The sequence below is a fragment of the Ectothiorhodospira lacustris genome (assembly GCF_022227845.1).
GTDB classification, from domain to species: Bacteria; Pseudomonadota; Gammaproteobacteria; order Ectothiorhodospirales; family Ectothiorhodospiraceae; genus Ectothiorhodospira; species Ectothiorhodospira lacustris.
In genome coordinates this window covers 24155-37459 of the sequence record NZ_JAJNQN010000019.1, presented here as the reverse complement: position 1 = coordinate 37459, position 13305 = coordinate 24155, and the positions used below count along the sequence as shown (strand labels likewise).

The following is a 13305-nucleotide window of genomic DNA, read 5'->3' as shown; positions in this document are numbered from 1 at the left end:
GCGGTAAATGCACATTACATGAGGCACGTCATTCCCTTCAGGATGCCCTGAAAAAGTCATTCCCGCGTAAGCGGGAATCCAAGGACTTTGCCATGGACGCTTTGCACGATATGGCAGTCATTCCCGCGTAGGCGGGAATGACGGTGGACGTAGAAGTGACGGCAGAGGACTTGTTCAATGTTCATTCATGAACATGGCGGAAACTGTTCCAGCAACAGGGCCTCCACCAGGTCGGGGCGCTCCTCATGGGCCAGATGCCCCAGGCCGGGCAACGTCACCAGGCGTGACTGAGGCAGCAGCGCCTGCACCCGTCGCGACTCCGAGGGCGGCACGGTACGGTCATTGCCGCCGACCACCTGAACCAACGGCACCGGCAGGCGGGCCAAATCCCGGGCCAGGGGATGCAGGTCCCAGTTCACCATCATGTTGAGGGCCCCGCCCACATGCCCGGGACTGCGCACCAGACGCCCGTACAACTCCAGGCCCCGGGCATCCAACCGCGAACCGGTCCCCCGCAACAAGCCCTCCAGGGCGCGGCGATCCGTGGCCCGCCAGGCCACGTAATGGGGAATGAAGGGAATCATGGAGAGGACACGCGCCGAGGCACTGAAGAACAGGCTCACCGTGCCCGGCAAGGGGAGCATGACCCCGTTGATGCTCACCAGGGTCCGGGGCGCGATGTGTCCGTCAAGACACATCCGGGCCAGCACCGCGGCCCCGGCGGAATGCCCGGCCACCAGGACCGGAGACAGATGCATCTGCTTGAGCAGTGCCGCCAGGGACGCCGCCATGCCCGGCAGGGCAAACCCGGCAAAGCGCGCCGGTGGAGAGGAGAACCCATGCCCCGGCAGATCCGGCGCGATCACCGTGAAGTGATGGGCCAGCAGGGGCATGAGGTCACGCCAACTATGGGAGGCGGCACCGGTGCCGTGAACCAGCAGGATCGGCGGCCCCTCCCCCAGACACTGCACATGCCAGCGCAGACCACCGGCCTCGACAAACCGGCTGGCGTCACGGTGCGGCCAATCATGACCATCCCGCGTCCAGTCCAGCCGGCCTGTCATGACGACCCCTTAACTGCTGGCCGCCTGCACCGCCGAGGACAGCGTGGCCGCATCGGCGTAGGGCAAGGGCAGATAGCGGGCGTTCATGGCCTGGGACAGTTCCTGGGCGGAACGCTGGGGTCGGGGAGAAGTATCCACCAGGATGGTGGTGAAGTTCTCCTGCGCCAGCACCCGCGCCGCGGCCACGGCGTCCTCCATGGCCTTGGGCCGACCGGGCTTGCCTTCGCGGTCGATGTTGGCCCGACCATCGGTCAGGAACACCGCCACCGGGGTCTCGCCCCGGCGTTTCACCGCCTCGGCCAGTTCACGCACGGCATCGATGGCTGCGGCCAGAGGCGTACCACCGCCGCCCGGCAGCCCGGCCAGACTGCGCTTGGCCCGCACCAGGGAGCGGGTGGGCGGCAGCAACAACTCGGCCCCCTGCCCCCGAAACGCGATCAGGCCGACCCGGTCACGACGCACGTAGCAGTCCGCCAGCAACAGCTCCACCGCCCCCTTGGCCTCGGCCAGCCGATGCAGGGCGGCGGAACCGGAGGCATCCACCGCAAAGATGGTGGTGGTCTCGGTGCGCTGCTTGAAGCGGGTGATGCGAAAATCATCCCGTCGCACATGCACCCGCGGCCCCTTGACGGTGCCGCCGGCCAGGGCCTGGGCACGCCGCAAAGGCTGCCAGGGGGCCGCGGCCCGCAGGGTTTCGATGACGTTGAGTCGGGCACCGGCACGGATCTCGCCCCGGCGGGTGCCGATGGGGCGGCCCCGGGACTTGCCCTGCTGCAAGGCCCCGGCCTTGCCGGCGGAACCGGAGCGGCTGCGCATGGCGCCCAGCTGCAACTGGGCCAGCAATCCCGCCGGCAGAGCGGCCTTGGCGGCTTCCAGCACCCGGTCTTCCAGGGGCTTGTCCAGATCCTGCTGGGTCTGCTGATCCTCCCCTTCCGGCGGTGGCTCGTCCGGTGGCTGCTGCTCCGGCGGTGGCGCCTCCTCCTGCTGATCCTCCGGCGGCTCCATGGGCGGTAGTCGAGTGGCTCGCGGCGCCAGCACCAACCGCCCGGCCAGGGTGGCGTCTTCGTCGGAGACCTGGGTGCGGCCATCCAGGGCGGCGGCCGCACGGGCCACCCTCAGGGCCAGGAACGGGATGCGCAGGGAAGCGATCCCCAGCGCCATGGCGGCCCCGCACAGGGCCTCCAGCACCGAGTCTCCCGCTTCCACCTGAGGCAGCAGATTGCGGGCGGCAACGATGTCGTCCACGGTCCAGAAGGGCTCGTCCACATCCCGGATACCCACGGGCACGATATCCACCTGGAAGGCCAGCCGGTCGGTAAGCACCACCGGCACCACCTCGTCATCGGTGACACCTTCGTCCAGGGCCACTACCCCGAATCGGGTGGGCACCCGCAGACCCAGGCCGTCCCGCTCCAGCAGGACCTCATGGGAATCCATCACCGCGGCGATACGACCGGCGGTGGCCACGGTCAGGCGCTCAGCCATGGCCGCCACCGCGACACCACCGTCACATTCCGCCAGCAGCCCACGCTCGGCGATGGGCTTGCCGGCCTTGAGGGTCGCGGCCAGATCCAGCCCGCCCAGCAGACGGCCATCGGCGATGTGCAGCGGCAGACGGCGCATAGGAGAGGTCGACGGCAGCAGCTGACGCAGCTGTTCCAGCCAGCGTTCACGGACCGGGCCGGCGTGAGCACGCAGCACCAGACCACCGCAACCGGCCGGATCGACGGCAAACAGACCGGCCGCAATGGCGGCCGCCGCCCACGGTGTCAGTTCGGGTGCGCGCAGATCGGTCATGCGTCGAACATTTCCGCGATGGCCCGCTCCACACGCACCGTGGAACCCGCATCGTCCAACGGATTACGGCGCAGACGATGACGCAGGGCCGGCGGTGCGATACGCCGTAGATGCGCGTCGGTCACTTCCCTGTCACCCAGAAAGGCGGCCAGGCCGCGGGCGGCGCGGATCAGGGTCAGCTCGCCGCGCAGACCATCGGTACCCAGTTTCAGGCACAGCTGAGCGGCCCGCTCCAGGGCGGCATCGGGGACCACCACTTCAGGCAGCAGGGCACGACCGTCAACGATCTGCTTGCGCAGCTTGGCGTCATGGCGCTTCCACTTTTGGGTAAACCCTTCCGGGTCCTTCTCGAAGGCATCACGGCGACGCACCACTTCGATACGGGTGGGCAGGTCGGTGGGGGTGGTGATCTCGACGGACAGACCAAAGCGGTCCAGCAACTGGGGACGCAGTTCACCCTCTTCCGGGTTACCACTGCCGATGAGCACGAACTTGGCGGGGTGACGGATACTCAGGCCTTCACGCTCCACCACGTTCTCGCCGGAGGCGGCCACGTCCAGCAGCAGGTCCACCAAGTGGTCTTCCAGCAGGTTGACCTCGTCGATGTACAAGAAGCCGCGGTGGGCGCGGGCCAGCAGGCCCGGCTCGAAGGCCTTCTCACCCTGGGTGAGGGCCCGCTCCAGATCCAGGGCACCCACCACCCGGTCCTCGGTCACACCCAGGGGCATGTCCACCACGGGCACCGGCACCTTGCGGCTCTTGGGCTTGTCCTTGGCACCGGGGCCTTCACAGACGCCGCACAGGCCGGCCCGCTTTTCCGGAGCGCAGCCATAGGGGCAATTGACGACCGCCTCCATGGGGGGCAACAACGCAGCCAGTGCACGTACCGTGGTGGATTTACCCGTGCCTCGATCCCCGAATACCAGCACACCGCCGATACTGGAGTCGATGGCAGAGATGAGGAGGGCGAGTTTCATCTCGTCCTGCGCGACAATCGCTGAAAACGGAAACGTCAAAGCCATAGTCTGTCTGTTCTGCCTTAAGGTAGCGGCCGGGCAACCGCCGCAAGCGGCGCCCATGCCGGGATGAGGCTCCGCCCTGGCCCGGTCATGCACCGGGTCAACGCCGAGCGTTGAGAGATACCCCATATGGATCCCGGCCCAGCCGGCCCCGGGGACCCATTCCCAGATCAAGGGCGTAATGTTCCCCTAATTGGCACAAAAAGACAAAGGGCGATTGCCATGGAAATGACGCGGGAGGGGTGATGCGGAACTTTGAAGGAAAAAGAAGGGAAAATTCATGCCGACCGCACAAGCACCGGGTCCCTCGGCACGCCCGAGGGACCCGGGTGCGGTCTTACTTGTTCAGTGCACGCAACATCCAGGCGGTCTTTTCGTGGGTGCGCATGCGATCGGAGGCCAGCGCAGAGGTGGATTCGTCACCGGCTTCCTGGGAGAGCTTGAGCACGTCGCGGCAGGTCTTCACCACTTGCTCATGGCCTACGGTCAGCAGATCCACCATCTCCTTGGCGGGAGGCACGCCTTCCACTTCCTTGAGGCTGCTCAGGCGGGCGAATTCCTTGTAGGTTCCCGGCGCGGGCACGTCCAAGGCGCGGATGCGCTCGGCGATGTCATCCACGGCGGTGGCCAGTTCGGTGTAGTGCTCCTCGAACATCAGGTGCAGGTCACGGAACTGGGGACCCACCACGTTCCAGTGGAAATTGTGGGTCTGCAGATAGAGGGTGTAGGAATCGGCCAGCAGACGCTTGAGGCCTTCGGCAATCTCGACTCTGTCCTGTTCTTTGATACCGATATCGATCTGGGTCACGGATTGTACTCCTGGTTGGTGTTGGTGGATTGGCCAGACATGGAAAAGACCTTGAAGGTGCCTGAAAATTCCGGCCGATATGGGCATATACCCAATCATAACCCATGATGGGTCAGCGTGGCGGACCGGAAAAATCCCCTTGAAGCACTTCGGCCACCGTATAGAAGGAGCCAAAAACGATTACCCGGTCTTCGGGTCCCGCCTCCGCCAGCGCCGCCTGACAGGCCTGGATCACCGACCCATGGGATTGCACCGGTTGCTGCGTCAGTGTCGCCAGGCAGGTTGCCAGTTGCGAAGCCCCCAGGGCGCGTTCCGTGCGGGGGGCCGCCACATGCCATCCGCGCATGACATCCAGCAAGGGCTGCACGATGCCGTTGACATCCTTGTCGGCCATCACGCCCATGACCGCCAGGGTACGGCCCCGGCAGGGCACGCCAAGCAAATTCATAGCCAGGCTTTCCGCGCCCTGGGGATTATGGGCCACATCCACCCACAGCGCCGGGGCTTCCTGGAGCAACTGAAAACGGCCGGGCAGGCGTGCTGCGGTCAATCCCTGACCGACCGCCTCCTGCGTCACGGGCAGGCGTTCACGCAAGGACAGCACCGCCGTGATCGCCGATGCGGCGTTGCGATACTGCACACCGCCGGACAGTGCGGGCGCAGGCAAACCCTCCAGGACCAGGCCCGCACCCCGATATTGCCATGTGTCCATGCGCAATCCGGTCAGCGGGGCAAAGTCCCGCCCGGCCAGCAACAGACGGGACCCGATCCGGGCGCCATGGGCCAGCAAGCGGCCGGGGGGATCGGCGTCACCGCAGACGGCGACCCGGCCCGACCGGAAGATGCCGGCCTTTTCAAACCCGATGGACTCCCGATCATCCCCCAGAAAGGCCTGATGATCGATCCCCACGGCGGTGACCACAGCCACGTCCGCATCCAGGATATTGACCGCGTCCAGGCGCCCGCCCAGCCCCACTTCCAGCACCATCACGTCCACCCGTTCGCGGTGGAACAGCCACAGGGCGGCCAGGGTGCCGAATTCGAAATAGCTGAGACTGATCTCGCCCCGGGCCCGATCAATGGCCTCGAAGGCCTCACAGATGGGACTGTCCGGCACGGGCAGGCCGTCGATGCGGATGCGCTCGTTGTAATGGATCAGGTGGGGCGAGGTATAGCAACCCACCCGATATCCCGCCGCCTGGTAAATAGCCTCCAGCATGGCCACCGTGGAGCCCTTCCCATTGGTCCCGCCGACGGTGATGACGGGGACGCCGGCAGGCCTGAGTTGCAGCCGATCGGCCACCTGGGCCACCCGGTCCAGGCCCAGGTCAATGGGCCGGGCATGGGCCTGTTCCTGCCAGGCCAGCCAAGCCGCCAACGTGGGGTGACGCGACCGGGCCATGGCCGGGGCGGTCATCAGCTACCCTGCCCCTGGGGCGAAGGCTGGGTACCCGTTTCACTACCGCCATCCGCCGCGCCATGGCCGCTCTCTGCCGCACCGCCCTCCGCCTGCTCTTCTTCCTCCACCGGTACCGGCACGTCCGGGGCGGGCTGATGGGTCAGCATGGCCAGCAGCTTGCCCAGGCGGGGCCGCATCTGCCGGCGATCGATGATGAGATCCACCGCCCCGTGTTCTACCAGGAACTCGGCCCGCTGGAAGCCTTCCGGCAAGGTCTCGCGCACGGTCTGCTTGATCACCCGGGGACCGGCAAACCCGATCAGGGCACCGGGTTCGGCGGCGTTGACATCACCCAGCATGGCCAGACTGGCGGACACGCCCCCCATGGTGGGGTCGGTCATGACGGAGATGAAGGGCAGCCCCTCTTCCTTCAGGCGCGCCAGGGCGGCGCTGGTCTTGGCCATCTGCATCAGGGAGAACAAGGCCTCCTGCATGCGGGCGCCGCCACTGGCGGAAAAGCAGACCATGGGGCAGCGGGCCTCAATGGCGGCATTGACGCCACGCACGAAGCGCTCGCCCACCACCGAGCCCATGGAGCCACCCATGAAATTGAAGTTGAAGGCCGCCGCCACCACCGGCATGCCGAACAGTTGGCCCTGCAGAACCACCAGGGCATCCTTCTCGCCCGTGGTCTTCTGGGCCGCTACCAAGCGATCCTTGTAGCGCTTGCTGTCACGAAATTTCAGCATGTCCACCGGTTCGATCTGAGCACCGATCTCCCGGCGCTCGCCTTCGTCCAGAAAGGCCTCCAGGCGCCGCCGGGCATTGATGCGCATGTGGAAACCGCACTTTGGGCAGACCTCCAGATTACGCTCCACCTCGGGGCGATACAGGGTGGCGGAACAGCCGTCACAGCGCAGCCACAGGCCTTCGGGCACCGCCCGCTTGTTGGTGGCGTCGGTGCGGATCCGGGAAGGAACAAGTTTTTCAAACCAGCTCATGGGCGATCGTCAACGTTTTGATGAATGAATCGGGATCCCGGCTCAGGCTGGGGTCGTGGTGGTGGCCTGATCCATGGCGCGGCGCATGTCGGCCAGCACCTGGGCCACTTCGCGACGCCCGGCGGCGGGATCATCGACATTGGCCGCAATACGCTTGACCAGGACACTGCCCACCACCACGGCATCGGCGATCCGGGACACCTTGGCGGCGGCTTCGGCATCGCCGATACCAAAACCCACGCCCACCGGCAGCGCGGTCTGGCGACGGATCAGGGCCAGCTTCTCCGCCACGGCATCCACATCCAGGGTGGCCGCCCCGGTGACGCCCTTCAGGGAGACATAATAGACAAACCCGGCAGCCACTTCGCTCACGCTGCGAATGCGCCCCTCATGGCTGGTGGGCGCCAGCAGGAAGATGGGGTCAATACCGTGGCGCTTCAAGGCGCCGGCCAACTCCGCGCTCTCTTCCGGCGGCAGGTCCACGGTCAGCACACCGTCCACGCCGGCCCGGGCGGCATCTTCGGCCAGGGTCTCATAGCCCATGATCTCCACCGGATTGAGATAGCCCATGAGGACCACCGGGGTCTCGATGTTGTCGCGACGGAACTCACGCACCATCTCCAGCACCTTGCGCAGGCTGGTACGGTGTTTCAGGGCCCGCTCGCAGGCCTGCTGGATCACCGGGCCGTCGGCCATGGGGTCGGAAAAGGGCACCCCCAGTTCGATGATGTCGGCACCGGCGGTCACCATCTCGTGCATCAGGGGCACGGTGTTGCCCGGCTCCGGGTCACCGGCGGTGATATAGGGGATCAGGGCCTTTCGACCCCGGGCCTTAAGGGCTTCAAAACGGGCGGCGATGCGGCTCACAGTTCGATCCCCTCCAGACGGGCTACGGTATTGATGTCCTTGTCGCCCCGACCGGACAGATTGATGATGATGCCCTGCGCCGGGTCCAGGGTAGGCGCCAGCTTGAGGCCATAGGCAATGGCGTGACTGGATTCCAGGGCCGGGATGATGCCCTCGGTGCGGGTCAGGCGGTGGAAGGCCTCCATGGCCTCGCGGTCGGTGATGGGCACGTACTGCACCCGACCCACATCCTTGAGCCAGGCATGCTCGGGACCCACCCCCGGGTAATCCAGACCGGCGGAGACGGAGTGGGTCTCGATGATCTGACCGTCCTCGTCCTCCATCAGATAGGTGCGGTTGCCGTGCAGCACACCGGGCTTGCCGGCGCACAGGGGTGCGGAATGGCGCCCGGTGTCGATGCCGTCACCGGCGGCCTCCACACCGTACATGGCCACCCCCTCGTCGGCGAGGAACGGATGGAACAGACCGATGGCGTTGGAACCGCCGCCCACACAGGCCACCAGGGCATCGGGCAGCCGGCCTTCGGCCGCCTGGTACTGTTCGCGGGCCTCGCGGCCGATGATGGCCTGGAAATCCCGCACCATGGCGGGATAGGGATGGGGGCCGGCCACGGTGCCGATAATGTAGAAGGTGTTGTCCACGTGGGTGACCCAGTCCCGCATGGCCTCGTTGAGGGCATCCTTGAGGGTGCGGGAACCGGAGGTGACCGGCACCACCCGGGCACCCAAAAGGCGCATGCGATAGACGTTGGGGGCCTGGCGCTGGATGTCCTCGGCGCCCATGTAGACCACGCATTCCAGCCCCAGGCGGGCCGCCACGGTGGCGGTAGCCACGCCGTGCTGACCGGCGCCGGTCTCGGCGATGATGCGGGTCTTACCCATTCGCTTGGCCAGCAGGGCCTGGCCGATGGTGTTGTTCACCTTGTGGGCACCGGTGTGATTGAGGTCTTCCCGCTTGAGATAGACCCTGGCCCCACCCAGCTCCCGAGTCAGGCGCTCGGCCAAATAGAGGGGGCTGGGACGCCCCACGTAATGGACCAGATCCCGGTCAAGCTCATCCAGGAACTGGGGATCCTGGAGATAACGCTGATAGGCCTCCTGCAACTCCAGCAGGGGTTCCATCAAGGTCTCGGAAACGAAACGGCCGCCATAGGGTCCGAAGTGCCCGCGGGCATCCGGGAAGGCGCGCCAGTCCGGCGTCTGTTCAGGCTTGATCACGGTCGACACGTACTACCTCGCTGATGAATCGGGTCATGCGTTCCGGGTCCTTCAGGCCCGGGGCCGACTCCACGCCGCTGCTCACGTCCACCGCCCAGGGGCAGGTCTGTTGCACGGCTGCGGCCACGTTGTCCGGATGGAGTCCACCGGCCAGGACCAGGGGGCGCGTTGCCCGGGTAGGCCAGTTGGACCAGTCGAAGGTCTTGCCGGTCCCGCCCACCTGGCCGGCGCCATGGCTGTCCAGCAGAAAGCCCAGAGCCCTGGGATGACGATCCATGTACTCGCCGACGGCCACAGGCTCGGCCATGGGGATGGCCTTGAGGTAGTCGTGGCCGAAGGACTCGCAGTAATCGGGGGGTTCGTCCCCATGGAACTGCAGCAGGTCCAGGCTGACCTGAGCCAGCACCTGGCGCACCCATTGGGCATCGGCATTCACGAACAGGCCGACCCGGGTGACGAACGGGGCTTCCACGGCGGCAATGGCGCGGGCCTGGTCCGGGGTGACGGCGCGCGGGCTGCGCGCGTAGAACACCAGCCCGAGGGCGTCCGCGCCCGCCTGCACGGCGGCCCGGGCGTCCTCAGGTCGGGTGATGCCGCAGATCTTGATACGGGTGCGCATGAAGGCCAGCCTGGTGAACCGAGTCGCCAAGCGTACCAGAAAAGGGAACGGGCATCAGCTGGTTGCCGGCCGGTCTCAGAACTGCTTGACGCGGATCTTCAGGGTCTGGATCCGATAGGCGATCTGGCGCGGGGTCATCCCCAGCAGACGGGCCGCCTTGGCCTGCACCCAGCCCGCCTGTTCCAGGGCGGCGATCACCCGCTCCCGCTCGTCCAGCTCCGGATCATCCAGATCCGTTTCCGGAGGCGGGGCGACGGCCTTGCGCGCCGACGGCAGCTTCTCTTCCAGCCCCGTGAGCTGGATCGCATCCAGATCGATACTTCCCGTCTCACTCATGATGGCCGCCCGTTCCAGGCAATTTTCCAGCTCACGCACGTTGCCCGGCCAGTCATGGCGCATCAGGGTGCGGATGGCACCATCGGTGATATCCAGGGGGCGCCCCTGCGCCCTGGCCAGCTTGCCCACCAGGAAACGGGCCAGATCCGGGATGTCCTCAGTGCGCTTGCGCAGGGCGGGCAGGAAGATGGGCATCACGTTGAGGCGGTAATACAGATCCTCGCGAAACTCCCCCTGCTCCACTTCGTCTTCCAGATTGCGGTTGGTGGCCGCCACCACCCGCACATCCACCTTGAGGGTACGGGTACCTCCTACCCGCTCAAACTCACCTTCCTGCAACACCCGAAGCAATTTGGCCTGAAAGGCCTGGGAGATCTCGCCGATCTCGTCCAGGAAGATGGTACCGCCGTCGGCCTGCTCGAAGCGCCCCTTGCGCTGGGCCACGGCACCGGTAAAGGCCCCCTTTTCGTGGCCGAACAACTCGCTTTCCAGCAGGTTATCCGGCAGGGCGGCGCAGTTGAGCTTGATGAAGGGACCATTGGCCCGGGAAGAATTGTAGTGGATGGCATTGGCGATCAATTCCTTGCCGGTGCCGGTCTCCCCCCGGATCAACACCGTGGTATGCCACTTGGCCACCTGACGCACCTGTTCGAACACCCGGCGCATCTCCCGGGAATGTCCCACCACGTTATCCAGGTGATACCCGCTGCGCACCTCCCGGCGCAGACGGTCCCGCTCATCGGTCAGCGCCTGGCGCTCCTTTTCCAGGTCCCAGGCACGGCGCACGGTCTGCGCCAACAGGTTGGCCACCATCTCCAGGAAACGGGCCCGCTCGGTGAGCAGCCCATCATCGGCAGCCGGCTGAGCGGCCAGCACCCCGATGGGAGCTTCGTCCCCCACCTGGATGGGCACGCCGATGAAGGGCAACTCCGGCACATACAGACGCAAGCGATCCAGAAACCGGGGCTCATCGGCGATACGTCGGATCACCAGGGTATCGCCCTCCTTGAGGATCGCCCCGACCACGCCCTCACCGGGACGGTAACGCACCTTTTCCAGTTGCTCACGATGGCCGGTGTGAGCGGCACCCACCATCAGTTCACCGCTGGAAGGGTCCAGCAGCGACACCATTCCCCGCTGCATGTCGGCGGCTTCGTGCAGTACGTGGAGTACGTCGGACAGGATCTCGTGAAGATCCGCCGAACGGCTGAGCACCTGACTCACCTGGTAGAGGGCGTCCAGCTGCATCTCCACCAAATCGGCGCGCTGCCCGCCATTCTCTCTTAAGGCTGAAGAAGACATTACCATGAGGCTTCCCTGGGTCAGTTCGGGTCTTGTCGTCGTGCGGCGGTGGGGAACTGCAGGCGGATACGGCAGCCTTCATGACAGCCGGGATCAATCTCGATCAGACCGGCATGCTGGTTGACCACTTCCTGGACCATGGGCAGGCCCATCCCGGCGCGACCGCCGGAACGGCCCTTGGTGCTGACAAAGGGCTCGAATACCCGCAAGCGCAGATGCTCGGGGATGCCCGGGCCGGAATCCTGGATGCTCACATGTACCGCATCGCCCCGGGACTCGGTGAGGATGCGGATCTCCCGGCGCCCGCCGGTGGCGCTGTCCATGGCGTCCAGGGCATTGTCCACCAGTTGCTTGAACATGCCCCGGAGCCGCCCCTCCCGGCCCAGCACACTGGGCAGTACCGGCGCCGGCTGCCAGTCCACCACCACCCCGGCGGCCAGCAGGCGCCGGGTGGACAACCCCAGCACCTCCCGCAACAGGGCATTGATGTTGACCGGGGCCAAGGGCTCATCCCGCTCCTCCGGCATAGAGTCTTCCAGGGTCTGCAAGGCCCGGCGCCCGGCGGCCAGGGCATCCTGGAGCACATTCAGCAAGGGATCGGTACCGCCCTCCCCCTGACGGCGACGCTCCAGCAGCTGGGCGGCGGCGGCAATCATGTTGACCGGGCCCTGCATCTGGTAGATGGCGCCTGCCAGGGTCTCGCGCATGCTCTCCACCAGCTCGCCCTCGGCGGTCAGGGCGCGCAGGGCATTCATGCGCATCTCTTCCTGCCGCCGGCGGATCTCGGTGACCTCCTTGGCCACCAGCACCAGATAATTGGCCTTACGTGCCTCGAAAAAGGAATCCGCGCTGGTGTCCCGTTCCTTGAACCAGGTACCGGAACAGGAAAACCAGCGGGGGGCTGCGCCGCCGCCCGGATCGAACTGCACCTCCCGGTCGACGAAGCCTTCCCCGGTGCTGCGGGCGGTCTCGAAGGCATCACCCATGCTCTCGGCCAGGGCGGTGAGAAATTCCCGGGCCGGCTCGCGCCCGCCCATGTCGCCGGTCAGTTTCTTGTATTCCTGGTTGTCCAGCACGACCTGACCGGCCTCATCCAGCAGGGCAATGGCCACCGGTTCCGCATCCACCACCGACTCGATCAGAGCCTTTTGATTGCGCACCTGCTGTTCCAGCTGATGCATCTCGGTCACATCCCGATGCATGCCCAGGTAATGGCTGAGCTGGCCCCGGGCATCCAGCACCGGGGCGATGCTCAGTTCCGCCAGATAGCGGCTGCCGTCCTTACGCCGGTTGACCAGCACCCCGGACCAGGGCTTGAGCTGACGCAGCCGACCCCAGAGGGTCTCGTAGACCAACCCGGGGGTGTGACGGTCCGAAAGGATGGATTCATTACGCCCGATCACCTCGCCCACCCCGTAACCGGTCACCCGCTCGAAGGCCGGATTGGCGTAGAGGATGCTCGCCTTGGTGTCGGTGATGGAGATGGCCACCGAGGACTGCTCCACCGCTTCAAAGAACAGGCGCGCCGGCAGCATCCCCTCCGGGGTGCGGATGGTATCGGCCAGGCCCGCGACGGCGGGTTGATCGGGTTGGCTCATGGGGGTGTATCTCCCGGGTGAGTTGGGCTGGGTTCCTGACGAATATCCAGCAAAATCCGGGCCAGCAACAATGTCGGAGCTTTCCCCGGGATTGGGAGGGGTATGTCTTTGTCGGATTCCCCACAGAACCCGCCCTGCCCCACGCTCACTGTCACGATCCCCACAGGAAAATCCGCACCAGCACGGTGCAATCTCCCGCAAAACCCGTTGATTTGCGCACCTGAAACGCGCATTCACCAAGTGGCACACAAGATGCAGATTCTTCGACAACCGAACCG

At 65.9% G+C, this 13305-nt stretch carries 11 protein-coding genes; all 11 read right to left on the bottom strand.

Going from position 1 to position 13305, the window contains the following annotated elements:
• Nucleotides 1-185: 185 nt before the first annotated feature.
• Nucleotides 186-1064, bottom strand: a complete 879-nt coding sequence (bchO, locus tag LQ956_RS13025; RefSeq protein ID WP_238630116.1) for an alpha/beta fold hydrolase BchO — start codon at nucleotides 1062-1064, stop codon at nucleotides 186-188.
• A 9-nt stretch (nucleotides 1065-1073) separates the two neighbouring features.
• Nucleotides 1074-2861, bottom strand: coding sequence for a magnesium chelatase subunit D (locus LQ956_RS13020; protein WP_238630115.1), 1788 nt, complete (start codon nucleotides 2859-2861; stop codon nucleotides 1074-1076).
• On the bottom strand, nucleotides 2858-3883 hold the full coding sequence (gene bchI, locus LQ956_RS13015) for a magnesium chelatase ATPase subunit I (protein WP_238621693.1): 1026 nt from the start codon (nucleotides 3881-3883) through the stop codon (nucleotides 2858-2860). The genes LQ956_RS13020 and bchI overlap by 4 nt, the downstream gene beginning before the upstream one ends.
• Nucleotides 3884-4217: 334 nt before the next feature.
• A complete protein-coding gene (locus LQ956_RS13010; RefSeq protein ID WP_238621692.1) occupies nucleotides 4218-4688 on the bottom strand; it encodes a Dps family protein in 471 nt (156 codons plus the stop codon).
• A 112-nt stretch (nucleotides 4689-4800) separates the two neighbouring features.
• Nucleotides 4801-6105 (bottom strand): bifunctional tetrahydrofolate synthase/dihydrofolate synthase, encoded by a 1305-nt coding sequence (folC, locus tag LQ956_RS13005; RefSeq protein WP_238630114.1) that lies wholly within the window; start codon nucleotides 6103-6105, stop codon nucleotides 4801-4803.
• A complete protein-coding gene (accD, locus tag LQ956_RS13000; RefSeq protein ID WP_238630113.1) occupies nucleotides 6105-7088 on the bottom strand; it encodes an acetyl-CoA carboxylase, carboxyltransferase subunit beta in 984 nt (327 codons plus the stop codon). The genes folC and accD overlap by 1 nt, the downstream gene beginning before the upstream one ends.
• Before the next feature lie 42 nt (nucleotides 7089-7130).
• The gene (trpA, locus tag LQ956_RS12995; RefSeq protein ID WP_238621689.1) at nucleotides 7131-7955 is read right to left on the bottom strand and encodes a tryptophan synthase subunit alpha; all 825 of its coding nucleotides are present in this window, start codon (nucleotides 7953-7955) and stop codon (nucleotides 7131-7133) included.
• Entirely contained in the window at nucleotides 7952-9172 is a 1221-nt protein-coding gene (gene trpB / locus LQ956_RS12990; protein WP_238630122.1) for a tryptophan synthase subunit beta, read from the bottom strand. Before trpB ends, trpA begins: the two co-directional genes overlap by 4 nt.
• Nucleotides 9159-9791 (bottom strand): phosphoribosylanthranilate isomerase, encoded by a 633-nt coding sequence (locus LQ956_RS12985; RefSeq protein WP_238621688.1) that lies wholly within the window; start codon nucleotides 9789-9791, stop codon nucleotides 9159-9161. The genes trpB and LQ956_RS12985 overlap by 14 nt, the downstream gene beginning before the upstream one ends.
• A 75-nt stretch (nucleotides 9792-9866) precedes the next feature.
• On the bottom strand, nucleotides 9867-11429 hold the full coding sequence (gene nifA, locus LQ956_RS12980; protein WP_238621687.1) for a nif-specific transcriptional activator NifA: 1563 nt from the start codon (nucleotides 11427-11429) through the stop codon (nucleotides 9867-9869).
• 20 nt (nucleotides 11430-11449) lie between these two features.
• Nucleotides 11450-13027, bottom strand: coding sequence for a nitrogen fixation negative regulator NifL (nifL, locus tag LQ956_RS12975; RefSeq protein WP_238621686.1), 1578 nt, complete (start codon nucleotides 13025-13027; stop codon nucleotides 11450-11452).
• Nucleotides 13028-13305: the final 278 nt, after the last annotated feature.

What these genes read in the sequence shown, in the direction of transcription:
- nifL (WP_238621686.1), bottom strand. Translation starts at nt 13,027, where the DNA reads ATGAGCCAACCCGATCAACCCGCCGTCGCGGGCCTGGCCGATACCATC.
- LQ956_RS13020 (WP_238630115.1), bottom strand. Translation starts at nt 2,861, where the DNA reads ATGACCGATCTGCGCGCACCCGAACTGACACCGTGGGCGGCGGCCGCC.
- accD (WP_238630113.1), bottom strand. Translation starts at nt 7,088, where the DNA reads ATGAGCTGGTTTGAAAAACTTGTTCCTTCCCGGATCCGCACCGACGCC.
- LQ956_RS12985 (WP_238621688.1), bottom strand. Translation starts at nt 9,791, where the DNA reads ATGCGCACCCGTATCAAGATCTGCGGCATCACCCGACCTGAGGACGCC.
- nifA (WP_238621687.1), bottom strand. Translation starts at nt 11,429, where the DNA reads ATGTCTTCTTCAGCCTTAAGAGAGAATGGCGGGCAGCGCGCCGATTTG.
- bchI (WP_238621693.1), bottom strand. Translation starts at nt 3,883, where the DNA reads ATGGCTTTGACGTTTCCGTTTTCAGCGATTGTCGCGCAGGACGAGATG.
- folC (WP_238630114.1), bottom strand. Translation starts at nt 6,105, where the DNA reads ATGACCGCCCCGGCCATGGCCCGGTCGCGTCACCCCACGTTGGCGGCT.
- bchO (WP_238630116.1), bottom strand. Translation starts at nt 1,064, where the DNA reads ATGACAGGCCGGCTGGACTGGACGCGGGATGGTCATGATTGGCCGCAC.